Source organism: Micromonospora inaquosa, from assembly GCF_003857055.1.
GTDB classification, from domain to species: Bacteria; Actinomycetota; Actinomycetes; order Mycobacteriales; family Micromonosporaceae; genus Micromonospora; species Micromonospora inaquosa.
The window spans coordinates 32,334-55,170 of the sequence record NZ_QGSZ01000206.1; the positions used below are offsets into that span (position 1 = coordinate 32,334).

The following is a 22,837-nucleotide window of genomic DNA, read 5'->3' on the forward strand; positions in this document are numbered from 1 at the left end:
AGCGCTTGTGCGGGTCCATACCGATGACCACACGATCCGACGTGCCACTCACCGCGTCCTCCGATGCTCGATCCACCTGGGTTGTCGAGCCGGGAGGGCAACGCTACTTCGAGCCGAGCAAACCCCTCTTGAGCCTCTCCCCGCCCTGGGGCGACGCCCGGGCCGCGCAGGCCAAATGAGAGCCACACGACCAGCGTGGGCAGCCGCAATGAGAGCGACAACCCGGACGCCTCGACCGAAGCCTGGCCGGGCCACGGCCGCAGGTCAATGAAACAAGTAGCCGATGACAGCGCACCGGAATTGGAGCTAGCCGTCCTCTCGGGCGGTCAGTTGGCGGAAAATCGCGGCCGAGTCGTGCAGGTTTGTCATGTGGATGAACCTTCCGTCCCGGACCTTGTAGATGGCGTACTCGGCGGTTTTACATGAGGCGCCGGACGGCTTGACGCCGAGCCATTCCTTGGCTGGGGTGCCGGTGTTCGTCAAGCGGACGGCGATCCCGTCGCGGTCAAACAGCATCTCCTCGACCTTCCAATGGAAATCCGGGACCGCGTCGACAATCCCCTTAAGGACTTCCACGACAGCGTCTCGGGTGCCCGGCTCGCCGCTGAGCAGGACTTCCTCGGAGACAAACTCGTCCATGCCGTCGAACTCGTGGGCGTTGAGTGCCGCTATGTATCGCATGTACTACTCGCGTGCACCACTATCGATCATCGATCCCGCTCCTTCGTGTTCCGTTTCATGGGTGTGTTTCCGTGGCTTGCTCGTCAAGGGGCCCGCAGGCGCACCCGTCGTCCTTCAGCGGCCGACCGGCCGATCGAGTCCAGGAGCCGGTGTCGTTTGACGGCGTGGGTGAAATCCGGGGCGGTCGTGGTGCCGTCGACCAGGTCGTTCCGGATCGCCGCGTACGCGTGCGCCAGGGTGTGAATCGGTGTTCCGGCCAAATGGGGGTAGTTGTCGTATCCGTCGGGCAGGGTCAGTTGCGTGAGTTGGGCGCGACCTCGTGCGCCGCGTACCGTGACGGGACCGAGGTGCGGATACCCGTTGGCGGAGGTGACCTCGAGGGTTCCGTCGGTGCCGTCGATGAGCAGGGAGAATCCAGGTCCCGACAGCGTTCCGCCACGGTGGTGGACGGAGAGAATCGCTCCACCGGGCAATGTGCCGGAGACGGCGATCTGGTCCTCGGCGGTCATCGAAACCGCCTGACCGGTGCGGCCGAGAGGAACGTAAGGGCGCCGGGTCGCTGTCGAAGCGGTCACGTCTTGCAGTTCGCCGACGACCATCGATACAAGGTCGACTGGCGTGCCCGAAAGCGATGGTGAGCATCGTGGCCCCGAGCGTGCGGTCGAGGGTGTATCGCATCTGCTCGGAGATCGGGGTTCCCCATTCGATCGATGAGGCCAGCACCGTCGCGGACAACACCTCGCCCACGTATCCGTCGGCGACGAGGTCGGCCAGCCAACGGAAGCTAGGCGAGGAACGTCCTTGAAGACCGACGAAATTACGTGTCCCGCAGGCAGCGGCTTCCATCTCCCTGGCCTCGGCCAGATCGACGGCGAACGGCCACTCGCTCAGTACCGGCACTCCCGCGTGCAGCACGGGCAGCGTAAGTTCACGATGGCGGGGAACCTTGACCGCGATGACCACAAGGTCGACGTTCTCGTCCTCCGCGAGCTGCTCGACCGATGCGTATCCGGGCACCCCGAACGTGGCGCCGGCGGCGGTGGCCGATGCGGGTGAGCTTGTCGCCAGAGCTGTGAGGTCCATGCCGTCGATTGCCGACAGCGCGGGCAAATGTGCCCCGGCCGCCCACCCGCCCGCCGCGCTTAGCCCGACGATTCCGACGCCGACCGGGAGTCTCGCGTCTGGTGGCTTGGTCGCGATCCCGGGTCCGTCCATCACTTCCTCCTCCTTCGCGCTACGTCGGCCACGCGAGCAGCGCTGTGTCCACGATCTCGTCGAGCTCGTCGGCCCTCAGCCCGTTCGCGGCTTGGACGGCGATGCCGAACGCGGTCGTCATGATGAAGCGGGCGAGGCGGCCTGGGTCGGCGTCACGCGATAGATCACCCTCCTCGATGGCACGCCGGAAGCGCTCCTCCAGTCGGACGCCCGCATCGTTGCGCCAGTCGACGAGCGTGTCGTGCGCGGGCCGGCTCTGCTCGGTCAGCGCCAGCGCTCCCTGAACGGACAGGCACCCGGTGGGGCAGCCAGGGGATGTCGTGGTCCGGACGCCTCCACGTAGGAACGCCTCGGCCACCGAGCGGGCGGTTGGCTCTCGCAAGGCGCGAGTCGCGTAGGAGGCCGGGCCCTCGGCGTAGCGCTCCACGGCCTTGCGGAAGAGCTGCTCCTTGTTGCCGAACGCGGCATACATGCTCGACTTGGTGATTCCCATGGCGCCGGTCAGGTCGGTGAGGCTCGTGCCGTCGTATCCCCGCGCCCAGAACACCTGCATGGCGCGCTCCAGCGCCTCGTCGATGTCGAACTCCCGGGGGCGGCCGAACGCAGTGCTCCGGGAACCACTCATGGGGCATCCTCCTCGAGTCGGGCCCGATAGCGGCCGGCCGATGGGCTTGGTCAGCTGCTTCTTTGCTCACACGGACTTTACTACCGAGCGGTCCATATGTGCTAGCGTTCTGGACCGATCGGAACTTAAAGCGGTCGGACTCACGTCAAGGAAGAGGACCACCAGATGAGAACCACGTCGTTCGGCGGGCTGAAGATCTCCCGCATCGGGTTGGGCGCCATGGGAATGTCAGCCTTCTATACCGGAGCCGGGCGGCTCGACGATCAGTCGATCCGCACGATCCGGCACGCCCTGGACTTGGGCGTCACCCACGTCGATACGGCTGAGGCTTACGGCCCTTACACCAACGAGGAGCTGGTGGGGCGCGCCGTCAAGGGGCGCCGGGACGAAGTCGTGCTGGCCACCAAGTTCGGTCTCGTCTCGCACACCGGCCGGCCGAGCTCGGACAGTACCCCGGCTAACATCCGGCTCGCGGTAGAGGGATCGCTTCGACGCCTCGGAACTGACTACATCGACCTCTACTACCAGCACCGCGTGGACCAGGACACCCCGATCGAGGAAACCGTCGGAGCGCTGGCCGAACTGGTGGCGCAGGGCAAGATCCGCTACGTCGGCCTGTCGGAGGCCGGGACCGCGACGATCCGGCGGGCGCATGCCGTTCATCCGATCGCCGCGGTGCAGTCGGAGTACTCGTTGTGGGCCCGCGATCCGGAGGCGGAGGTTCTGCCGGTCCTGCGCGAACTGGGGATAGGCCTGGTGCCGTACTCCCCGCTCGGCCGCGGATTCCTCACCGGCAACATCCGCACGCTGGATGATCTCGACGCCGACGACTGGCGCCGCACCAACCCACGCTTCGCCGGCGGCAATCTGGAACGCAATATGCGCATCGTCGACGAGGTCCGCGCCGTCGCCGCCGAAGCCGGAGCAACACCCGCACAGGTCGCCCTGGCCTGGTTGCTCGCCCAAGGTGACGACATCGTGCCCATCCCCGGCACCACGCGCATCGACCGGCTGGAAGAAAATGCCGCCGCTGACCGCGTCCAACTCACGGACAGGCACGTGGCCCGGTTGAACAACCTGGCGTCGGCCTCCGGCGACCGCTACGACGAAGCCAACATGGCCGCCATCGACCTCTGAACCGATTGCGAACTCGGACCCCGGCCTCCTGATTGACGAAGTGCAGACTGCGCTGAGGCGCAGCACTGACCAGCTCGCTCGGCCAACGGCAGCTGGAGAATCCGCCGTCCGGAGGACGCCCAACCAAGGTCGCTCGCGACCTGGTGTAGGGGGCATTCTCGCGTCGGTAACTGCGAGCAATCCTGCATCGGCCGGCCGCTCGAACCGTAGTCGAACTCAACTCAACGGCGACCCTTCGTCAACGCCGGACAGGCGCCGCTGCCGCTTCTTGACGATTTGGGGCTCGAAGGTGCCGGCCCGGTCGCGTGGAACGTCGATCTGCACCGGGCCAATGCTGCGGTCAGCACCGTCTTCAACCGGCTGCCGTTGCGGATGTTGCCCGCTCCGGCATCCGACACGTCGTGCTTATCATAGCCGAGGTGCTCGGTCATCTCCTCGTTTAACGCGGTCTTTAGGACCGTCTTGGTCAACTGCCGGAGCAGCCCATTCGGACCCGTCAGCGACAGGCCCTGTTCCTTGGCCGCCCGGACCAGCTCGACGGCGGCCTTCGTCTCCGCCGACGGCTCCGCCCGCTTCTTACGTCCGGACTGATCGTTCTGCGTGGCGGTCATCACGGCACCCTCCTCACCAGGCACAACGCCCAGCAGGTCAGGCCGGAAACACCTTTAGATCCACAGACCCGAGGGACGCGGACATCGCGTGTGGGTGTCCGCTGGTCACGTGTTCTGTTCGTGTCGGGCGTGGCGGTGCCCGACAATCTGAGGGTCAGGTGGGAATGGGTAGGAGTTCCTGCGGCCAGTTGAGGACTTTGGCGCCGAGCACCGCCGCCTGCAGCGTGAAACGGTGGCTGGGGTCAGTGGGGTCGTAGCCGGTCAATGTTTTGACACGAGCCAGGCGGTAGGTGACGGTGCGTACCGATACGTGCAGGCGTTTCGCCGATTCGGTGGCCACCGCACCGGTGTCGAAGTAGGCGTGCAGGGTGTCGAGTAGCGGTTCGGCGCCGCCGCGCGCCCGGGTGAGTGGGGCGAGTACGGCTTGCACCAGGTCCACGATGGCAGGTTGGTCGCGTAGCAGAACTCGGTAGATGAGCAGGTCGTGTGCGTTGATGACGGGGGTGTCTGTGTGGAGTCGCCCGGCCATGGCGAGTGCTTCGCGGGCCTCCTCGTAGGAGCGGGCTATGCCGTACAGACCGGGATGGGACCGGCCGACAGCTACCCGCCAGGGTCCTCCCCGGGGCAGTCGGCTCAGCTCGCGGTGCATGAGGCGGCCGAGTTCATTGCTCGCGTCCATCGCCGGCGGTAGTCGGTCGACTGTTCCGGTGTCGGCGGGTGCCAGCACGACGAGCAGGCCGTCCTTGGTCGCGACGAGGACGTCGCGGTCGCCGAGCCGGTCGAACATGACCGCCTCAAGGGCGCTGATCGCCGCGTCGGCGTCGGGTAGTCGTCGGCTCGGTGCGGCCAGCGCCACTTGGTGGACCCTGGCGAGGTCGAGCCCGAACGGTTCGGCACGTTCGACGAGGGTGCCGAGGTCGGAGTCGCCGCGCAGCAGGTCGTCGATGAGTTCGCGGCGCAGGGTCTCCTCGCGGCGGACGAGGTCGCGGCGGGCGACTGCGTATCCCTCGGCGAGGGTGGCGACCGCGTCGTCGATGACCTGCAGGACGGCGGTCGCGGCGGCGCGGACTGCTTCACGGTCGCGGGAGCGCACCACCATCGGCAGGTCCTGCCACAGCCGCCGCGCGGCGGACAGATACAGCTGTACGACCGGCCCCGCGGAGATGCCCTGTTCGGCGGCGCGGCGGCCGAGCAGGCCGACCGCGTCCAGTTCTCTACTTTTGGCTTGGCGGCCGTGCGTGGCCGCGTCGGCGAGCATCCGCAGGTAGTCGCCGAGTAGCTCCACCGGGACTCCGCCGGCGTCTCGGCTGGCTCCTTCGGCGACTTTGAGTAGCCACGCATCTTCCGGTTCCGGTGTCGCAGGCCGCCGCTCGCCGCGTCGCCGCGTGCTGTCGGTCATCTCCGCCTCGCCTCCTCGAACCGCCACTTGTCACGCCACCCGTGGTGGTGGCCGGCGCAGATATTCGTATCTCCGCTGGCTCGGCACCCGTTTGTGTGCATGTCGGCGGTGTCCGGCGACGCCGAGGGTTCAGTCCATTGTTGCTGACAGTCGGCAGTCTAGACCCGTCGTGTCTGTGGGTCAGGGCCCTGCCGAGGACAGGCCCGGCGAGACGACGATGGACTTTGACCTCAGGCCATTGCATCCGCAGCGCGGACGCCGGCGCGTAGGCGTCGATGAGATTCCCGGCAGGCCCTAGCTCCTTCATGTCATGGCACCGGTGGACTTTTGCTCGCAGAGGGGAGAACGTCATGCGGTTCCGTAAATCTCGACTGTGGCTGACGATCGCCGTTGCTGCGGCTGTCCTCGTGTTCGCCGTGGCGCTGCTCGTGAGCCGCAGTGTCATCGATGCGCTGTTGATGATCGCCATCGTCGCCGCGTTAACCGGCTTGTACCACTTGCGGCGCTACGCCCGCGCCGTGCTGCCGTACCGCCGCCGCTGGGAGTTGCGGCGACGGCACCCTGACGGCGAACCGGTCAGCACTGTGCCTGTGGCCGGCCGTCGAGACGTGACCGCATCCGGCGCTACCAGCGCCGCGTGTTGCCGTCGTGTTCGCAACCGGAGGTGAGCGCATCCCTGACGCGTATGCCGGCCAAGCGACCACCACGCATGGGCGGGACCCACGCAGACGGCGGTCTGGTCGACCCAAACCCCAACGGTCTCGCCCCCATCACGCCAGCATTCGTCACCACCGATCGGTTGCGCCGCCGCGCACCTCACAAGATCGTCGCCGACAGGAGGAACAGCATGCCGCAGTGGCGGGTACGCGATGTGATGACCACGGACGTGATCTCCGCACCCGAGGACGCGTCGGTCGCGGAGATCGTCGCTGTGCTCACCGGCCGGCAGATCACCGCCGTGCCAATCGTCGACGGCTTCGACGTGGTGCTCGGCGTGGTCTCCTGGACCGACATGAGAAGGAAGATCGACATCGCTGCGCCGGGCAGCCCGCCGCATGTCGGTTGGTGGCGCCGGTGGGCGGCGCCGCCGGTGTGGTGGCAGCAGGGCACCGCCGTGGAGGTGATGAGCGGCCCGGCGTTGACCATCGAAGCCAACGCGCCGCTGCCCGCGGCGGCCCGGGTGATGTACCGCAGCGAGGTCGTCCGGCTGCTGGTCGTCGACGGCGACCGCCGACTGCGAGGCATCGTCACCCGGTCGGACCTGTTGAAGGTCCACGCTCGGCTCGACGCCGTCATCCGCGACGAGGTGATCCACCAGGTCCTGCGTCGTACGCTGTGGATCCCGCCGGGGGATGTCCAGGTCGCCGTCGACGACGGCGTCGTCACCCTCACCGGGCCCACCGCGCGCAAGACGACCGTCGTCGCCGCCGCCCGGCTGAACGAGGCTGTCCCCGGCGTCACCGGCGTCGTCGACCAGCTCACCTTTGACGTCGACGACACCGTCGCGGCGGCTCCCGCGCGTCAGGCGGCCGAGCGTGATCCTCTGCTCGGCTGGTGGATCGGGCGCCTTCCCGCCTGGTCAGCCGGCAGCGGACCCGCAGACCGGATCGGCGACCACGAGCAGCAGATCGTGACTCGATCGGCGGCACTGCAATGACCAGGCCGCAGGCGGACCCGCGCCCATCGCCGGTGTCATCGCATCCGGACGGCGAACACCACGACACGATCATCGATCTGCACGACCGAACACCGGATGCGCCCCGGCAGCCGCCGGGAATCGACGACGACTCCAGCGGGCTCGCCGGTGACATTGTCGACGAATGGGGCAGGCAATCATTCCCGGCGAGTGACCCACCGGCCAACTGGTGACCACTCACCGATGCCGATGCCGATGGTGACTGCGAGGGCCACCCAGCCTGGGGCACGCGCGCAAACGCTGGTCCAGCCACGAAGATGCCGGCATCGAATCGGAGAGGCGCTGCCCCATGGGCGCGCCGGACGACTTCCCATGAGAGATGAGCATGGACATCCTGAACGCGCATGATCTGCTCCGGCTTGCCGACCAGCGCGGCGGCATACGGGTCTCCATCTTCCTGCCCACCCACCGCGGCGGGCCTCAAACCGAGCGTAACCGCATCCGGCTGAAGAACCAGCTCCAGCACGCGCACCACGCGCTGCGCACCGACGGCATGCCCACCGCTCGGACCGACGCGATACTCGAGCCCGGGCATCGACTCCTCGACCTGGTGGGGTTGTGGGACCAGCCCAGCGACGGTCTGGCGGTGTTCCTCGGACCGGACGGCCTCGAACACCTGCGGGTTGCGTTGCGGTTACCCGAACTGGTGACCGTCGGCGACCGGTTCATGGTCCGACCGCTGCTACCGCTGTTGAACGCGGGCGGCCACTTCTACATCCTGGCGCTGAGCCAGGACGAGATCCGGCTGTTCCACGGCACCCGGTTCGGCCTCGACCAGGTCAACCTCGACGGGCTCCCGCTGGCGGTGTGGCTGAGCATGCCGCGCCGGCGACCACAGGTGCACGCCTTCCTCGCCGACCGCGGAGGCGCTGGCGGCCGGGCCGTGTTCCACGGCGGGGACGACCACGACGTCAAGCCGCTGATATTGCAGCACTTCCGGCGGGTCGACCAGGCCCTGCGCGAGCTCCTCGCCGGTGACCAAGCCCCCGTCGTCCTCGCTGGTGTGCGCTACCTGCAAGCCATCTACCACCAGGCCAACACGCATTCTGAGCTACTGCCCGACGGCATCGACGGCAGCCCACGGGACACGAATCCCGATCAACTTCACCGCCGGGCGTGGGCGCTGGTCGAACCCGTGCTGCGCGGCCAAGAGACCGCAGCCGCCGCCGGATACCGCGCGTTGCACGGCACCGGACGCACCAGCAACACACCCGACGAGATCTTCGCGGCAGCCCGGCAGGGCCAGGTCGAGACACTGTTCCTCTGCACCGACACCCCCGCATGGCGCACCCGCACGGACCGCGAGCCGCTGATCCTGCTCACCGACACACCCACCACGAGCGATCAACTCGACCTCGCCGCCGCGGCAACGCTGCGCCACGCCGGCACCGTCTACGCCGTGCCCGCCCCACGCATGCCCGACGCCAACCCGATAGCCGCGACCCTGCGCTACTGACAGAACCGCCCACCCTGCTCGATGTTCAAACCGTTTACCTGGACAGGAGCCCACCCATGAGCGATCCCATGTATCACCCGACCACTCCCGAGATCGCCGCGCAGCGCAAAGAGCTCGCACCCGAGACCCACGACGCGTTCGAAGCGTTCACCCGTGCCGTGTTCGCCGATGGTGCGCTGCCCGAGAAAACCAAGCAACTCATCGCCGTAGCCGCCGCCCACACCACTCGCCCGGCCAGAACCTCAACACGCCGCCTGCGCCACACACCGTCGCTCTGCCCGGTCTGCGGCCGTGGCGCACGCTCCGTTCGGTGCTCGCGTCAGGCCGGACCCGCGTGCCCGGCGACGAGCGGAGTGTCCAGTCCCACACGGCCGAGCTTGGCCGCCCCGCCGGGGGAGTCCAACGCCGTTGCCTTTCCCGGCAGCGGCTCGGCGAAGAACCGGGCGTTGTCCGCGGTGAACACCGACCACTGCGCGGGAAGGTCGTCCTCATAGTAGATCGCTTCCACCGGACAGACCGGCTCGCACGCGCCGCAGTCCACACACTCGTCGGGGTGGATGTACAGCGCCCGGTCTCCTTCGTAGATGCAATCCACCGGGCATTCCTCGACACAGGCCCGGTCGACGACATCGATGCAGGGCTCCGCGATCACATACGTCACGCCGACCTCCTCCGTGCACGGGTGAAGTGCTCAACGATTTTAGACTATCAGCATCAGTTCTATTATGATGGTGGGGTGAGCAATGACGATCGAGCGGATGTGCGTAGCCAGACGCATGGGGCGTTGGCCGTCGCCAGTCGGCTACGACTGCTGGACGCGCTGCGTGCCGCCGACGACCCGCTCGACGTGCGTGAGCTGGCCGCGGCGTGTGGCCTACACGTCACCACGGCCCGCTTCCATCTGGACGTCCTCACCGACGCGGGGCTGGTGACCAGCCGGGCCGTCCAGTCCGGTACACGCGGGCGACCTCGACGGCTCTATCTGCCGGCCAGCCGCGCCGTCGCCGGCGGGCAGACCGGCTACGAACTGCTGTCCGGGATCCTCGCCGCGCGTTGGGCCGGGGACAGTGAGCAACGGGCGCGGCGGGCCGAACAGGCCGGCTGGGATTGGGCCGGACACCAGGAACCGGGACCGGCGGTCCCCGCCGCGACGCTGGCCGAGGCGGCGGTACACGTGAACGCGCTGTTCGCGGAGTTGGGCTTCGAGCCCGATCTCGTCCGCGACGGTGACAGCCTGGAGATCCGGCTGCATGCCTGCCCGTTCCGCGCGGTCGCTATAAAACACCCGGACGTCGTCTGCTCGATGCATCGGGGTCTGTTGCGGCGGGCTCTGGCCGACGTTGATGCCCCGCCCGCCGCGGTCAGTCTGCAACCGTTCGTCCAGCCGCATCTGTGCCTCGCCCGGATCACTCCCGTGACCGCGCCGTCCCCCGGGCGACAGATCCCGCCGTCGACCGGCTCCGGAGGCAAGCCGTGACCGCTCGCCTGGCTGCCGTGGTGCTTCTCGCTGTCCCGTTCGTCTGGCTCGGCATGGTCCTGGCGATCTCGTTCCTGGAGACCCCGTTGAAGTTCCGGGCGCCGGGCATCACCCTGCCGCTCGGGCTCGGCATCGGCCGGCTGGTCTTCCGGGCGCTCAACGCCGCAGAACTCCTCCTCGCCGCCGCGCTCACACTGGCGGTGCTCACGAGCACTGCCGGCAGATCCACCATCGCGGGCGTCCCGACGACCGTGCTGATCGGGCTCTGGGCGTTCCTGGTCGTCCAGGTGGCGGTGTTACGCCCCCGCTTGGACCGTCGTGCCCACCAAATCATCGGCGGGCAGGTACCACCACGATCGCGTCTTCACCTGGCCTACACCGCCGCCGAATGCGCCAAAGTCATTCTCCTGCCCACGCTCGGGATCGTGGTCGCCCTACGGCTCATGCCATGAGTCCGCCACCCGATGCCGAGTCCCCCGGCCAGCGCGCCGACCGCAATCCGCACGGTCCGGCGACCATCGGCCCGGCCGTGCTCAACCACCACGACGATCCCGTCACCTGGACCCATGGACGTCAACGTTTGCCCCGGGCGTGCGCGATGCACCATCCGATCAGGCAGTCGAGACAACAGCACGGCAACGCTGTGAGAAAGGCCCACGCCATGACCGCAGAACTCCACCGGCAGCCACTGATCAGCGGCGCGCTGCCCAGCCAACTGGTCGACCTGGACCCCGCCGAGACCCAGGAATGGCGGGACTCCCTCGACGCGGTCGTAGAACACGCCGGAACCGATCGGGCCCGGTATCTGATGCTCAGCATGCTGCAGCGGGCCCGCGAACAGCACGTCGGTGTTCCCGGACTGCACAGCAGCGACTACCTGAACACCATCCCGCCGCAGCGGGAGCCGGTGTTCCCCGGCGACGAGGACATCGAACGGCGCATCCGCGCCTACATCAGGTGGAACGCCGCGATCATGGTGCACCGGGCGCAGCGACCCGGGATCGGGGTCGGCGGGCACATCTCCACCTACGCCTCGGCCGCGTCGCTGTACGAGGTCGGGTTCAACCACTTCTTCCGCGGCCCCCACGCGCAGGGCGGCGGCGACCAGATCTACTTCCAAGGCCACGCCTCCCCGGGCATCTACGCACGGGCCTTCCTCGAGGGCCGCCTGACCGAACATCAGCTCGACGGGTTCCGCCAGGAGCTGTCGCATCCCCGCGGCGGCCTGCCGTCCTACCCGCATCCGCGGCTGATGCCCGGCTTCTGGCAGTTCCCGACCGTCTCGATGGGCCTCGGCGCGATCAACGCCATCTACCAGGCCCGGTTCAACCGCTACCTGCACCACCGCGGGATCACCGACACCAGCCGCCAGCGGGTGTGGGCGTTCCTCGGCGACGGCGAGATGGACGAGATCGAAGCGCTCGGCGCGATCGGCGTGGCCGCCCGCGAGAACCTCGACAACCTCACCTTCGTCATCAACTGCAACCTGCAGCGCCTCGACGGCCCGGTCCGCGGCAACGGCAAGATCATCCAGGAGTTGGAGGCGTACTTCCGCGGCGCCGGATGGAACGTCATCAAGGTGATCTGGGGCCGGCAGTGGGACCCGCTGCTCGCCGCGGACACCAACGGCGCGCTGCTCAACCTGATGAGCGTCACCCCGGACGGCGACTACCAGAGCTACAAAGCCGCATCCGGGGCGTTCGTACGGGAACACTTCTTCGGCCGTGACCCGCGCACCGCCGCCATGGTCGCGGACATGTCCGACGACCAGATCTGGGGACTCACCCGCGGCGGCCACGACTACAAGAAGCTGTACGCGGCGTACCAGGCCGCCGTGACGCACACCGGCCAGCCGACCGTGATCCTGGCCAAGACCATCAAGGGCTGGACACTCGGGTCGCACTTCGAGGGACGCAACGCCACCCACCAGATGAAGAAACTCACCCTCGACGACCTCAAGGGCTTCCGGGACCGGCTACATCTCGAGATCCCCGATACGGCACTCGACGAGATACTGCCGCCGTACTACCGCCCATCCGACGGTTCCCCGGAGCTGGAGTACCTGCACGAGCGTCGCCGTGTCCTGGGCGGCTATCTGCCGGACCGTCCCACGCGAAACCTGCGCCTCGCCCTGCCCGGCGCCGGGGCGTACGCGGTCGCCGCCCGCGGTTCCGGCCGACAACAGGTCGCCACGACGATGGCGTTCGTCCGGTTGCTTAAGGACCTGATGAAGGACCCGCACATCGGTCACCGGTTCGTGCCGATCATCCCGGACGAGGCCCGCACCTTCGGCCTGGACGCCCTGTTCCCGTCCAAGAAGATCTACTCCCCGCACGGACAGCACTACCTGTCCGTGGACCGGGAACTCATGCTCAGCTACCAGGAGGACACCCAGGGCGTCCTGCTGCACGAGGGCATCACCGAAGCCGGCGCCACCGCGTCCTGGACCGCGGCCGGGACCTCCTACGCCACCCACGCCGAACCCATGATCCCGATCTACATCTTCTACTCCATGTTCGGGTTCCAACGCACCGGCGACGGCCTGTGGGCGGCCGCCGACCAGATGACCCGCGGCTTCCTGCTCGGTGCCACCGCCGGCCGGACCACCCTCAACGGCGAGGGACTGCAACACGAAGACGGCCACTCGCTGCTTCTGGCCGCCACCAACCCCGCCTGCGTCGCCTACGACGCCGCGTTCGCGTTCGAACTGGGCCACATCGTCCGCGACGGCCTGCGCCGCATGTACGGCGAAACCCGCAACGGTGAGGACGCGAACGTCTTCTACTACCTGACCCTGTACAACGAACCCATCACCCAGCCCGGCCAGCCGGCCGACACCGACGTCGACGGCATCCTCGCCGGCATGCACCTCTACAGCACCGCCGAGGAAACCGGCTGTCCGCGGGCGCAGATCCTGGCCTCCGGCATCGCCGTGCAATGGGCGCTGCAGGCACAACGGCTGCTGCGCGACGACTGGGGCATCGCCGCCGACGTCTGGTCGGTGACGTCCTGGACCGAACTGCGCCGCGAGGCCATCGCCGCCGACGCCTGGAACCTCACCCACCCCGACCGGCCACGCAGAATCCCCTACGTCACCCGCCGGCTGACCGAGGCGCCAGGCCCCGTCACCGCCGTGTCCGACTGGATGCGAGCCGTCCCCGACCAGATCGCACCGTTCGTGCCTGGCACCTGGTCCTCCCTGGGCACCGACGGCTTCGGGCACTCCGATACCCGCGGGGCGCTGCGCCGCCACTTCCACGTCGACGCACCCTCCATCGTGCTGCGGGTCCTCTCCCAACTCGCCGACCGTGGAGAAATCGACGCGTCCTCGCCCGCTAGGGCGATTGAGCTGTACCGGCTGAATGAGATCGACGCGGCCACGCCCGGCAGCACCGAAGGGTCCGCCGAGTAGGGAAGGGGCCGGCCCAGCTGTGATTCGCCGGATGTCTCACCGAGGCGACAAGCAGCTCGGGCTGGCCCGATGGGGGCGTGCGCCCAACGTGTGCATGCAGTGTCGCGGCGATGGAGCGGAATCATCCGCTGCGGCGCGAAGCCGCTCAGCAGCAGCGGCAGTCGGCGACGGCGGTCAGGGGTGTCGCAGGTGTGCCAGCGCCATGCCGATCGGGATGCTGACAGCCAGCACGAGCAGCAGCGTCCGGTGGACATGGCCGACCAGCGCTGACACCCCACCGGCGGCCGAGCTAGTAGCCGAACCCACACCGGGTCGTGTGGCGCGGAAGGCGATCGCCAACGCGATGACCAGCAGCGCCGAGCCGAAATCGACCGCCAAGGGTTCACCGGTCAGGGTTCCACCGATCACCAGGGCGTTGCCCACGTTCCAGCAGCCGATCTGTGCCCAGCTGCCGCGCGGCGCTATGACCTCGGGTCCCCGGATCCGGGCCTGGCCCATGGCGCACTGCGTCATGCCACCGACCAGCACCAGATAGGCCGCGAGCCAGCTGCCGTGCGCCAGATCGAGTGGCTCGGTGACCGCGGCGACCAGGCCACCGATCACCACCGAACAGACGCCGATCGCGGTCAGGACGGTTGCCGGGTTCGGCTGTGAACCGCGCCGCGGGGCGGGCGGCGACGTCGCGCTCAACTGCTGCGCCGGCGGGTTGCTCGGCCCTGCCGGGTGGTCGGCCGAGGCGGTCACTCCCGTCGGTCGGTGACGACGCTCAGCAAGACCGCGGAGTCGTCGATCGCGGTCAGGTCATGGCGGGCCGGTGGGATGATCAGATAGTCACCTGTGGCCGCTTCCCAGGAGTCGTCGCCGGCACTCAGGCGTACCCGCCCGGCCAGGACCTGCAGCGTTGCCTCACCGGGGCTCTCGTGCTCCCCGAGCCTCTGGCCCGCCGCTAGGGCGAGCACCGTCTGACGCAGGGCATGTGTCTGCCCGCCGTGGATCGTGCGGGCGCTACGCCCGGCCGACGAGGCATGAGCCGCGGCGACTTGCTCCTCGGCCAGGGCGGTCAACGACAGGGCATCCATCAGGATCCTCCGACAGCGCTCAGGTGGGCCACGCACCGGTCTGGTTGAACAAAGGGGTCGAGTCGGTCGACCGTGATGGGCGAGGCCCACGACTGCATCGCGCCCTGCATCAGGCCCAGGTGTACCGGGCACACGACGTCGGTCCGACTGATCGCGAGCTCGAAAAACGGGCAGTGCCGCAGGTCGATCTGTGGCCGGTCGCCACCGGCGGGTCGCTCGGGTGCGAAGCCTAACTCGTCGAGCAACCGCATCAGCCGCTCAACAGATTCATCCGGGTTGGGTGCTTCGTCCGGTGCGGTGGCGTGGGTGATGGTGGACGCCTGGTGACGTCCCCAGAGGCGTCCGGTCGCCAAGACCCGGCTGCTCGGATCAGGATCGGTCGCGATCACCTCGGCGAGTACTTCGGCGAGCACCCGGAAATGCCGAGGGCCCATCGGATCCATGCGCCGTACCGCATGGAACAGTTGCGGTGGACGTCCCGGGCTGCGGGAGTCGGTGGTTGTGCGCTCGACCCGACCGTCACTGACCAGGCTCTCGAGATGAAACCGTGCGGTGTTGACGTGGATCCCGAGCCGTTCGGCGATTTCGGCGATAGCCATCGGGCTGCGCGCGTCCCGCAGCAGCCGCAACACCTGTCCGCGGCGGCCTGCCGCGTGCTGGCCCGGCTTCGGCAACGTCATGGCATTTCCTCCACCTAGGTTCGGCGCGGCGGGCCGACCACCATCATCGTGATCGCGGGGCGAGCCGTGCTTGCGGCCCCACCGGATGGTCGCCGTGCACCGGCACGACCGGGAAGCAGCAGCGAGCAGGACACCTTCTCGGGCAGATAAGTCATCAGGTGGCTCGCGAGGTCGTCTTGGAAGGCGATCACCTCCGCCGATGAACCAGCCTGCAGGGCCCGTGGTGCACCACTTGTCGGGTTGGAGGTAAGGAACGAATGACCTCGTACGCGCGGTCCACGGGGCATCCGTCGGCGCGCATGGTCCACAAGCCCCGCACACGGCTGGAGGATCGCGCACATCATGATCTAGAGTTTACACAAGACCTGGTTGTAGAAACTATGGAGCGGGAGAATCGCGATGTCATCGCCGACCGTAAGTGAGCTGGGTGCAGGCGTCGCTGCGTCGGCCGGTCATCGGGTCGCCGGGTGACGGGCCACGGACATGGCGGCGAGTCCGGCGCCGTTGAGCGCGGCGGTCCATGGTGCGACCGCAGACCGCACCGGGATCCGCAGGTTCGCGGCGATCTTCACCATCAGGGTGGGAGTCATGGCGCCGTCGCCCACCACCATGAGGCCGCGGGTCAACGCGGCGGGGACCAGGGCCTCGACGGCCGGGTCCTGGCGCAGCTCATCGATCATCCGGGTGGTGGCGTGGGCGAGGAGTTCGGTGGGTGCACCGCGCTTGAGGTCGCGGGTGCCGATGTCCGTGCGATGCGCCGCCAGGACTCTGCCGTGCCGCAGCGCCGCTACCTCGATGATTTCGGCGCCGACGTCGGCGATGATGAGGCTGCCGCGCGTACGGTGTCGATGAACACCAACCGCGACGGGGCGAACACCGCTGCGGCGACCTGGCGCAGCGCGTCCTGCTCCGTCGCGCTGGCCAGCACGGGCCGGCAGACGACCACGACCGAGCCGGCCGGGATCGGGTCGCGGTACCGGCGGATCAGCCCTGCCAGCACATCGATACAGCCGGATCTGTCGGCGACGCGTCCCCGGCGTACCGGAGCGTGGGAGGTGCCGACGGTGTCGCCGCTCGGGCAGCTCAAGCCGCCGCGGCCGGCCACCCACATGTGGGTTTGGCCACTGCCGAGGCTGACGGCTATCGCGGTGGGCGAGGTCTCGGCACTCGCCCGGCTATCGGCGGGTGCCGCGTCCGCCGGGCCGCTGGAGGATTGCTGGCCGGAGACCACCGTGGTGGATACGGACATGCCGACCTCATTTCTACCGACGCTCGGATGGGACGGTCTCGCCGCGCCCTGCGGCGTGCGCAATCCCGCGAGTTTGTTACACCTGGCAGGTGGCACACCGTTGAGCGGTTGGTGAACCCTGTAGACCATGAGCGGTGACGCTGCAGCCACACTGTTGGCATATGCCGTAGGTGCCGTGGGCCATGCGACTGAGCGCGGCTTGGATGTCGTCGACGGCATATCGCGCCGCGGCAAGCCGAGTCCGCGCCAACTCCTGCGACATGACGTCGTCCAGCGCCTCGGTCGACGGCGCGGCCACGCACCGCCCGAACGCCTGATGCAACTGGTGGACCGTTAGGTCCCAGGTGAGGGCAACCGCATCGCGCCGCCGGTCGGCGAACACCCGTGGCGTCGGGTCCGACCGTCCGCGACGCAGCGGCGTGGCCGCGCCGCCCGGCCGGACGAATCTGGCATCGACGGTGGGGCTGGAGGTCACGCTCTCGTCGTCATCATGTGTCTCCTCACCTGCGGGACCGCTGTGTCAAGCGTGCGGGACTCATCGGGTAAGCGCAGGAGCCGTCACGGGCAGAACGACCGGCGTTGACCCTTCCGGTGCCCGGCAACCTCAGCGACCGGGTGCGAACGACCCGGTGCGGACGGCCGTGCGGCGCCAAGTGAGGCCGCTGTGGCGTCAGCATGCCGGCGACGACGATCGGGACATGCGCTGATCGGTCACCTGGGGTGTCGCGGTGTCGCGGTGCGGCGTGCGATCAAGGGGGAGCCGACACCGGCCATGGTCAGGAACTCCTCGCGGGCGCGGGCGTCGTCGCGCAGACGTCCGAGGAACGCGGAGGTGATGCTGCGGGCGCCTGCGGCGTGTGCGCCTCGCATGGTCACGCACAGGTGTTCGGCTTCGATGACGACCCCGACGGCTCCGGGCCGCAGGTGGGTGTCGAGCCAGACGGCGATCTGTCGGGTGAGGCGCTCCTGCAGCTGGGGGCCGTGGGCGAACAGTTGCACCACTCTGGCGAGTTTCGACAGCCCGACGATGCGGTCGCCGGGCAGGTAGCCGACGTGGGCGACGCCGACGAACGGCAGCAGGTGGTGTTCGCACACCGACCGGATCGGGATGTCGCGGGTCACGACGAGTTCGTCGTATCCCTCGTCGTTGGCGAACGTGGTGAAGGCGAATTCGCGTGGGCTCAGCAGTTCGGCGTAGGCGCGCGCCATCCGAGCGGGTGTCTCGGCAAGCCCACCGGCTGTCAGGTCGACACCGAGGGCGGTGAGGAACGTGGCGGCGGCAAGTTCCGCGGCGACCAGATCCTTGTCCGGTCGCCGTTGACCGACGCGCAACGCAGCGGTGGTGGTCATGGTGCTCCCTTCGCACGCCGCCGTGCGCAGACGCGACTGTCATTGACCGAACTGGCATGGGCACGTGGGCGGCGCCACCGGCGGACGCGGCACGGCTCCGTATGCGGGGGACGACAGTGTCGCTCTACCTGCGCAACCGAATCGCCGATCATCGTGTCGGTCAGGATGAACGGGGCTCGGTCGATGGGCGTGGCTCTGCGAGCGGTGGGCAGGCCCTCTCGTCGGATGCCGCTGGTCGAGCGGCGCCCGGCATTCACCATGCAGACCCGCACTGGCGCCCGGACTCTTGTTGCATCGTCCGCGGGCGCGGTCACCGGTCGGTCTGTGAGCGGGCCGCAGCGCTATGGCTGTGGTGGTCGTCGATCATTAGTCCATCGGGTGTGGTCGGTGATCCAGATGGCCGCGCTCACGCCGGCCACACCGACCGCGATGAGCGCGATTCCGAGGCTGGTCGTCAACACCGCCAAGCCCATGATCAGCACGGCTGCGATCAGCCAGGTGCGTGGAGTCATGCCGCGCCACTTGTGCGGGCGGCTCTGCATGGCATGGCCGAATCGATCGGCGAACTCGGGGTCTTCTGACCGCAGTCCGCGTTCGATCTCCGTCAACCTGCGCTGTTCTGCGTCGCTGAGCATTCTGCTCCTTTCCGACTGGCGACCGTCCGCAACGACCTACCGTGCAGCCCGCCTCGTGGCGTCTCCGTTTGATGTGACCGGTGCAGGCGGCGGACGCGAGCCGCCGCCTGCCGATCCGTCGTTTGTCCACGGACAGCATCCGGCTTGACCTGATCCCATCGACAGGGCCGACAACAGCAAACTGCGAAAGTCGGACCTGCCGAACCACGGGAACCGCCCGTCACACCTCATACCCGGTCGGTGGACGCGAGCCCCGGCCGAGCCCGACACATCGATATGACGGCACGCCGTCAATCCCCGTCGTAGATCGCCGGAACCACCATCACCGGGCACGGGGCGTGCTCGATCAGGTTCCGCGACGTCGAGCCCATCACCAGCCCACGGAAGCCCCCGAGTCCCCGGGAGCCGACGACCAGCAGGCCGGCCGACGTGCGGCGGACGAGGGCGATCAACGCCGCGGCGACGGAATCGCCCGGCACGACCTCGGTACGGTACTTGACGTCCGGATAGCGGGCGCCGACGCCGAGCTCGCCTGCCGCAGGATCGCCGACCGTGACCCAGAACCCGGGGTCGCCCACCGCGATCGCACCCGCGGAGCTGCTGCGCGCCGGCTGATGATGGGCCAGGATCAGCTCGACGTCGCGTAGTTGCGCCTGCGCGAAGGCGACCTCTGCCGCCCTGTTGGCCCCGGGTGAACCATCGGTGCCGAGCACGACCGGCGCGTCATCGCAAGGGGTGTCGCCGCGCACGACCACGACCGGGCAACACGCATGCGCTGAGGCCTGGGCAGCCACCGAGCCCGCCAAGAGCCCGGCGAACCCGCCCAGGCCGCGATGACCAACGACGAGCAGCTCAGCGTCGCGTGAGAGGTCGACCAGCACCCCGCCAGGCGAACCGTCGATCAGGCGAGTGGTCACCGACAGGGAAGGATGATCGTCGCGGGCCTGCTGTGCGGTTCGCGCCAACAGGTCCAGCATCGCCGCCCGCGGCCCTTGATCGTGCTGATCGTACGGGGCGTGGAAGGGCGGCCCGATCACCGGCCAGCCGAAGGCATGCACGATGCGCAGGCCACAGCCGCGCCGCACGGCCTCCCACGCGCCGTAGTGAACCGCGGACCGGGCTGTCGCCGAACCGTCGAAGCCGACTACCACGAGCCTGCTCATCGCAAGACCTCCACCACTGCGCTAGTGCCGAGCGAACGTCCGCGCGGCAGGGAGCACGACACGACGTTCAAGTCGGCGTTGCCGGCGGGCGCCTTGGGGGCCCGGCCGACGTCGCCGCCCGTCGCGGGACATGAGACGCGATGGCTCGGCGCAGCGGCAAGCAGTGATGCCGGTCGATGCATATAGAAATGCATGATGATCCCCTTCTTCTGGACGTGTGTCGAAGACGGTCGGGCTTGGTCTCCGTTCCTCGCTCCGGCGCGGTGTCTCCGCAGCGCCCGCCAGAGCCTGATTGGCGGCTGCACCGCAGCTCGGTGCGACCGGCAAGGACTCGGATGGCCGGCGTCGCCGTAACCAGCCCTGCGGCGAAGGTCCGGGACGGCCCTGCGGTAAACTCTCGTCCCCGCCCGGGTTTGCCCAACCCGTCCCGCGAGCAAAGACGCGCAGCTTCTGGTGCCAGTCCACCGCGCAGCCGCTCTCCTCAACGGTGAATCGGTTTGCCCTGTGCGCACAGGGTCGGCGACGGACACATTGGTGGCCCCGGATTGCCGGTCATGAGCAAGCATCGCCAGAGAAGCGACGAAAGGCGCCCCGGTTCAGACGCCGCTCCGGTCCTGTCCGGCTGGGCGGCACCGGGCAGATTGCCGCCCGTCGGCAACCAAGCGAGTCCAGATTGGTGCGGCGCCCACCTGCCCTGCCGGCGTAGGCGCGACGAACATGGTGCCAGATCGCGCCGGGCGTGGACCCACCGGCGGAATTCCGATCAGGTCATTGCCGGTAGCCACGTCATCGGCCGACGCAGCCTCGAGTATCACCTGTCGCTGCCACCGGGATGGAGGAACGGATGGGCCCCAAGTGCCAGCTACCCGCGCTCACCCTCGCCATCGCCCTCATCACGATCGCTGTCGCATTGCTGAACGCCGACAAGATCGGCTTAGGGCTGGTTCTGGGCGTTGTCACGTTGATCTCTGTCCGCTACTGCGCGCGTCGCTGCGCCGACAAGTACCTGAGCGACCTGCATGCGGAGCACGGCGACCGAATGGACTAGCTGACACCCCCGGGTGCCAGATGATCACCACACGCCCCGACCGTCGCCGGCGACTGCCTTACATCCTTCACCGGCAGGTACGCGCGGAACGAAAACCCAATGAACCTAGAGGAAGGTGGTCTGAGATGCCGAACGTGGCGATCAACGGGCTGGGCCGCATCGGCCGTGCGGCGTTGAGGATCCTGCTGGACGCCGACGGGTTGAACCTCGTCGCGGTCAACGATTTCGCCGACGTCGACAACCTGGCCTACCTGCTCAGGTACGACACCGTCTACGGCCGCTACCACCGCCGGGTCAGCACCGAAGACGGGGCGCTGCTCGTCGACGGTCGACGGATCGCGACGTTCACCGAACGCGACCCGGCGAAGCTGCCGTGGGCCGACCTCGGCGTCGACCTGGTCCTGGAATGCACCGGCGTCTTCAAAGCCGAGGACGAGCTGAAGAAGCACCTGCAAGCCGGCGCCTCTTTCGTGATCCTGTCCGCCCCGACATCGTCGGAGGCGGTACCCACCGTGGTGCACGGCGTGAACCGTCCCGACGGCGCACCACAGATCGTTTCCTGCGCCAGCTGCACCACCAATTGCATCACCCCGGTCATCGAAATCGCTCACCGTCACATCGGTGTCCAACGGGCGGTGATGACGACCATCCACGCCTACACCGCCGGCCAACAGCTGGTCGACGGCCCCGCCAAGAGCTTCCGGCGCGGTCGGGCCGGGGCCGCTAACCTCGTGCCGACCTCGACCGGGGCGGCCCGGGCGACCACCCGCGCGGTACCCGAGCTGGCCGACAGGTTCGACGGCATCGCGGTACGCGCACCGATCCCGGTCGGGTCGGTCGCCGACATCGTGTTTGTCGCGAGCCGGCCGACCACCGTTGAGGAAGTCAACGCCGCGTTCCGGCAAGAGGCCACCGACGAGCGCTACCGCGGCATTCTCGGTGTCTCGCAGGATCCTCTGGTCTCCGCCGACATCGTCGGAGATTCACGCGCCGCTGTCATCGACCTGGACCTGACCCGCGTCGTGGACGGCACGCTGGTCAAGGTGATGGCCTGGTACGACAACGAATGGGGCTTCACCCACCAGATGATCCGCGAGGCCCGCGGCACACTCGGTGTAGCCGCATGATGCTCGCCGACCGGACGAGCGGTGTTCCGTGACGCATTCCCTCCCGGAACACCCCGGACGACCTTTGCAGCGCGGGTCGCCGATGGCCGGGCGGTTCCGGCTCACCGCAGCCGTCCCCGGGCCGTCACCAGAACGGGTACGCCGCGCCCGCCGCTACAGTATCTGAGACCGGATATGGCACAAGCCACGATTGTTCTGCCTGCACCCTATCCATTTCGGCTGGATCTGACGGCCCGGGCGTTGCGACGACGCTGGAAGAACACCGTCGACCGGTGGGACGACGGCCAGTACAGCCGCGTCATCATCGCCGACGGACACCCCGCACGGCTGACAGCCGTTCAGGCGACGACCGGCGTCCAACCGACGCTGATGGTCACCGTGGAATCGGCAACACCCATCAGCGAGCGGGCCTTGAACGAGGCCGGCCTGCTCGTCCAGAAGATGTTCGGGCTAGCGGTCGATCTGCGGCCCTTCTACGAGCTCGCCGATGACGACCCTGCCATCGGTCCGCTGGTGCAGCGGTTCCGCGGGCTGCGCCCGCCTCGCTTTCCGACCGTCTTCGAGGGACTGGTCAATGCGATCGCCTGCCAGCAGGTGGCCCTGGATCTGGGGATCATCGTGTTGAACCGGTTGTCGCAGCGATTCGGGCCGCACCTTGTTGATCACGATGGTGGCTCTGACGGTTTGGTCTGGCCCCACTGTGACGGCTTGATTTGGCCCCGGTGGGGTCGTTGCGGGGTCGTGGTGTGACGGCTTGAAGTGGCCCCACCTGGGTCAGATGGCGGTGGTTTGGCGTT

Annotated in this window: 24 protein-coding genes and 4 pseudogenes; 12 read left to right on the forward strand and 16 right to left on the reverse strand. The window is 68.2% G+C overall.

What is annotated here, in order from left to right; all coding sequences use genetic code 11:
* Positions 1-23 precede the first annotated feature (23 nt).
* Entirely contained in the window at positions 24-179 is a 156-nt protein-coding gene (locus tag DLJ59_RS36335; protein WP_158630840.1) for a hypothetical protein, read from the forward strand.
* A 127-nt stretch (positions 180-306) separates the two neighbouring features.
* Here the strand turns inward: DLJ59_RS36335 and DLJ59_RS15255 are convergent, their stop codons facing one another.
* From DLJ59_RS15255 to DLJ59_RS15265, 4 genes and pseudogenes are all read right to left on the reverse strand, one after another.
* Entirely contained in the window at positions 307-681 is a 375-nt protein-coding gene (locus DLJ59_RS15255; protein ID WP_208648703.1) for an ester cyclase, read from the reverse strand.
* Between the two features lie 83 nt (positions 682-764).
* Positions 765-1,283, reverse strand: a pseudogene (locus DLJ59_RS38085) (hypothetical protein); the annotation flags it as partial.
* A gap of 25 nt (positions 1,284-1,308) precedes the next feature.
* Positions 1,309-1,896, reverse strand: a pseudogene (locus tag DLJ59_RS38285) (Gfo/Idh/MocA family protein); the annotation flags it as partial.
* Between the two features lie 19 nt (positions 1,897-1,915).
* Positions 1,916-2,521, reverse strand: coding sequence for a TetR/AcrR family transcriptional regulator (locus DLJ59_RS15265; RefSeq protein ID WP_124773198.1), 606 nt, complete (start codon positions 2,519-2,521; stop codon positions 1,916-1,918).
* A 165-nt stretch (positions 2,522-2,686) separates the two neighbouring features.
* Here DLJ59_RS15265 and DLJ59_RS15270 point away from each other — a divergent pair, with 165 nt between their 5' ends.
* Positions 2,687-3,658 (forward strand): aldo/keto reductase, encoded by a 972-nt coding sequence (locus tag DLJ59_RS15270; RefSeq protein ID WP_124773200.1) that lies wholly within the window; start codon positions 2,687-2,689, stop codon positions 3,656-3,658.
* Positions 3,659-3,892: 234 nt separating this feature from the next.
* On the opposite strand, the pseudogene DLJ59_RS15275 reads toward DLJ59_RS15270, so the two are convergent.
* Both DLJ59_RS15275 and DLJ59_RS15280 read right to left on the reverse strand, forming a co-directional pair.
* A pseudogene (locus tag DLJ59_RS15275) lies at positions 3,893-4,269 on the reverse strand (transposase); the annotation flags it as partial.
* 154 nt (positions 4,270-4,423) lie between these two features.
* Complete coding sequence (locus DLJ59_RS15280; protein WP_244236041.1) at positions 4,424-5,554, reverse strand: PucR family transcriptional regulator; 1,131 nt, start codon at positions 5,552-5,554, stop codon at positions 4,424-4,426.
* Positions 5,555-6,018: 464 nt separating this feature from the next.
* On the opposite strand from DLJ59_RS15280, the gene DLJ59_RS15285 reads away from it, so the two are divergent.
* The 4 genes and pseudogenes from DLJ59_RS15285 to DLJ59_RS38290 all read left to right on the forward strand — a co-directional run.
* A complete protein-coding gene (locus DLJ59_RS15285) occupies positions 6,019-6,336 on the forward strand; it encodes a hypothetical protein (protein ID WP_124773204.1) in 318 nt (105 codons plus the stop codon).
* Positions 6,337-6,515: 179 nt separating this feature from the next.
* A complete protein-coding gene (locus tag DLJ59_RS15290) occupies positions 6,516-7,325 on the forward strand; it encodes a CBS domain-containing protein (protein WP_158630841.1) in 810 nt (269 codons plus the stop codon).
* 358 nt (positions 7,326-7,683) lie between these two features.
* Entirely contained in the window at positions 7,684-8,820 is a 1,137-nt protein-coding gene (locus tag DLJ59_RS15295; protein ID WP_124773208.1) for a baeRF3 domain-containing protein, read from the forward strand.
* A 68-nt stretch (positions 8,821-8,888) separates the two neighbouring features.
* Positions 8,889-9,038: pseudogene (locus DLJ59_RS38290) on the forward strand (carboxymuconolactone decarboxylase family protein); the annotation flags it as partial.
* A 101-nt stretch (positions 9,039-9,139) separates the two neighbouring features.
* On the opposite strand, the gene fdxA reads toward DLJ59_RS38290, so the two are convergent.
* A complete protein-coding gene (fdxA, locus tag DLJ59_RS36945; protein ID WP_124773212.1) occupies positions 9,140-9,481 on the reverse strand; it encodes a ferredoxin in 342 nt (113 codons plus the stop codon).
* A gap of 75 nt (positions 9,482-9,556) precedes the next feature.
* Here fdxA and DLJ59_RS15310 point away from each other — a divergent pair, with 75 nt between their 5' ends.
* The 3 genes from DLJ59_RS15310 (at position 9,557) to aceE (ending at position 13,709) form a co-directional block, all read left to right on the forward strand.
* Positions 9,557-10,297, forward strand: a complete 741-nt coding sequence (locus DLJ59_RS15310; RefSeq protein WP_158630842.1) for a helix-turn-helix transcriptional regulator — start codon at positions 9,557-9,559, stop codon at positions 10,295-10,297.
* Positions 10,294-10,749: a hypothetical protein gene (locus DLJ59_RS15315; protein ID WP_208648705.1), complete on the forward strand. Its 456-nt coding sequence runs from the start codon at positions 10,294-10,296 to the stop codon at positions 10,747-10,749. The genes DLJ59_RS15310 and DLJ59_RS15315 overlap by 4 nt, the downstream gene beginning before the upstream one ends.
* A 209-nt stretch (positions 10,750-10,958) precedes the next feature.
* Positions 10,959-13,709 (forward strand): pyruvate dehydrogenase (acetyl-transferring), homodimeric type, encoded by a 2,751-nt coding sequence (gene aceE / locus DLJ59_RS15320; RefSeq protein WP_124773216.1) that lies wholly within the window; start codon positions 10,959-10,961, stop codon positions 13,707-13,709.
* 174 nt (positions 13,710-13,883) lie between these two features.
* Here aceE and DLJ59_RS15325 read toward each other — a convergent pair whose 3' ends face one another.
* The 9 genes from DLJ59_RS15325 to DLJ59_RS15365 all read right to left on the reverse strand — a co-directional run bounded on the left by DLJ59_RS15325 (position 13,884) and on the right by DLJ59_RS15365 (position 19,865).
* Positions 13,884-14,453: a hypothetical protein gene (locus DLJ59_RS15325; protein WP_124773218.1), complete on the reverse strand. Its 570-nt coding sequence runs from the start codon at positions 14,451-14,453 to the stop codon at positions 13,884-13,886.
* Positions 14,450-14,788, reverse strand: a complete 339-nt coding sequence (locus DLJ59_RS15330; RefSeq protein WP_112674638.1) for a cupin domain-containing protein — start codon at positions 14,786-14,788, stop codon at positions 14,450-14,452. Before DLJ59_RS15330 ends, DLJ59_RS15325 begins: the two co-directional genes overlap by 4 nt.
* Positions 14,788-15,468 carry a helix-turn-helix transcriptional regulator gene (locus tag DLJ59_RS15335; RefSeq protein ID WP_124773220.1) on the reverse strand — a complete coding sequence of 227 codons (681 nt, stop codon included), beginning with the start codon at positions 15,466-15,468 and terminating at the stop codon, positions 14,788-14,790. The genes DLJ59_RS15330 and DLJ59_RS15335 overlap by 1 nt, the downstream gene beginning before the upstream one ends.
* Before the next feature lie 452 nt (positions 15,469-15,920).
* Entirely contained in the window at positions 15,921-16,148 is a 228-nt protein-coding gene (locus DLJ59_RS15340; protein ID WP_124773222.1) for a hypothetical protein, read from the reverse strand.
* A gap of 107 nt (positions 16,149-16,255) precedes the next feature.
* Positions 16,256-16,717, reverse strand: a complete 462-nt coding sequence (locus DLJ59_RS15345) for a hypothetical protein (RefSeq protein ID WP_124773224.1) — start codon at positions 16,715-16,717, stop codon at positions 16,256-16,258.
* A gap of 76 nt (positions 16,718-16,793) precedes the next feature.
* The gene (locus DLJ59_RS15350; RefSeq protein WP_124773226.1) at positions 16,794-17,192 is read right to left on the reverse strand and encodes a TraR/DksA family transcriptional regulator; all 399 of its coding nucleotides are present in this window, start codon (positions 17,190-17,192) and stop codon (positions 16,794-16,796) included.
* Between the two features lie 236 nt (positions 17,193-17,428).
* The gene (gene folE, locus DLJ59_RS15355) at positions 17,429-18,067 is read right to left on the reverse strand and encodes a GTP cyclohydrolase I FolE (protein ID WP_124773228.1); all 639 of its coding nucleotides are present in this window, start codon (positions 18,065-18,067) and stop codon (positions 17,429-17,431) included.
* 341 nt (positions 18,068-18,408) lie between these two features.
* Positions 18,409-18,702 (reverse strand): DUF3040 domain-containing protein, encoded by a 294-nt coding sequence (locus tag DLJ59_RS15360; RefSeq protein ID WP_112674646.1) that lies wholly within the window; start codon positions 18,700-18,702, stop codon positions 18,409-18,411.
* Between the two features lie 290 nt (positions 18,703-18,992).
* Complete coding sequence (locus DLJ59_RS15365) at positions 18,993-19,865, reverse strand: universal stress protein (RefSeq protein WP_124773230.1); 873 nt, start codon at positions 19,863-19,865, stop codon at positions 18,993-18,995.
* A gap of 844 nt (positions 19,866-20,709) precedes the next feature.
* Here DLJ59_RS15365 and DLJ59_RS15370 point away from each other — a divergent pair.
* From DLJ59_RS15370 to DLJ59_RS15380, 3 genes are all read left to right on the forward strand, one after another.
* Positions 20,710-20,913: a hypothetical protein gene (locus DLJ59_RS15370; RefSeq protein ID WP_124773232.1), complete on the forward strand. Its 204-nt coding sequence runs from the start codon at positions 20,710-20,712 to the stop codon at positions 20,911-20,913.
* 125 nt (positions 20,914-21,038) lie between these two features.
* Entirely contained in the window at positions 21,039-22,040 is a 1,002-nt protein-coding gene (gap, locus tag DLJ59_RS15375; protein WP_124773234.1) for a type I glyceraldehyde-3-phosphate dehydrogenase, read from the forward strand.
* Positions 22,041-22,214: 174 nt separating this feature from the next.
* Positions 22,215-22,790 (forward strand): DNA glycosylase family protein, encoded by a 576-nt coding sequence (locus tag DLJ59_RS15380; protein WP_124773236.1) that lies wholly within the window; start codon positions 22,215-22,217, stop codon positions 22,788-22,790.
* Positions 22,791-22,837 lie beyond the last annotated feature (47 nt).

Coding starts and splice junctions, on each gene's coding strand:
- DLJ59_RS36335 (WP_158630840.1), top strand. CDS start 24: ATGACCACACGATCCGACGTGCCACTCACCGCGTCCTCCGATGCTCGA.
- DLJ59_RS15255 (WP_208648703.1), bottom strand. CDS start 681: ATGCGATACATAGCGGCACTCAACGCCCACGAGTTCGACGGCATGGAC.
- DLJ59_RS15265 (WP_124773198.1), bottom strand. CDS start 2,521: ATGAGTGGTTCCCGGAGCACTGCGTTCGGCCGCCCCCGGGAGTTCGAC.
- DLJ59_RS15270 (WP_124773200.1), top strand. CDS start 2,687: ATGAGAACCACGTCGTTCGGCGGGCTGAAGATCTCCCGCATCGGGTTG.
- DLJ59_RS15285 (WP_124773204.1), top strand. CDS start 6,019: ATGCGGTTCCGTAAATCTCGACTGTGGCTGACGATCGCCGTTGCTGCG.
- DLJ59_RS15290 (WP_158630841.1), top strand. CDS start 6,516: ATGCCGCAGTGGCGGGTACGCGATGTGATGACCACGGACGTGATCTCC.
- DLJ59_RS15295 (WP_124773208.1), top strand. CDS start 7,684: ATGAGCATGGACATCCTGAACGCGCATGATCTGCTCCGGCTTGCCGAC.
- aceE (WP_124773216.1), top strand. CDS start 10,959: ATGACCGCAGAACTCCACCGGCAGCCACTGATCAGCGGCGCGCTGCCC.
- DLJ59_RS15330 (WP_112674638.1), bottom strand. CDS start 14,788: ATGGATGCCCTGTCGTTGACCGCCCTGGCCGAGGAGCAAGTCGCCGCG.
- DLJ59_RS15335 (WP_124773220.1), bottom strand. CDS start 15,468: ATGACGTTGCCGAAGCCGGGCCAGCACGCGGCAGGCCGCCGCGGACAG.
- DLJ59_RS15340 (WP_124773222.1), bottom strand. CDS start 16,148: ATGATCGATGAGCTGCGCCAGGACCCGGCCGTCGAGGCCCTGGTCCCC.
- DLJ59_RS15345 (WP_124773224.1), bottom strand. CDS start 16,717: ATGTCCGTATCCACCACGGTGGTCTCCGGCCAGCAATCCTCCAGCGGC.
- folE (WP_124773228.1), bottom strand. CDS start 18,067: ATGACCACCACCGCTGCGTTGCGCGTCGGTCAACGGCGACCGGACAAG.
- DLJ59_RS15360 (WP_112674646.1), bottom strand. CDS start 18,702: ATGCTCAGCGACGCAGAACAGCGCAGGTTGACGGAGATCGAACGCGGA.
- DLJ59_RS15365 (WP_124773230.1), bottom strand. CDS start 19,865: ATGAGCAGGCTCGTGGTAGTCGGCTTCGACGGTTCGGCGACAGCCCGG.
- DLJ59_RS15370 (WP_124773232.1), top strand. CDS start 20,710: ATGGGCCCCAAGTGCCAGCTACCCGCGCTCACCCTCGCCATCGCCCTC.
- gap (WP_124773234.1), top strand. CDS start 21,039: ATGCCGAACGTGGCGATCAACGGGCTGGGCCGCATCGGCCGTGCGGCG.
- DLJ59_RS15380 (WP_124773236.1), top strand. CDS start 22,215: ATGGCACAAGCCACGATTGTTCTGCCTGCACCCTATCCATTTCGGCTG.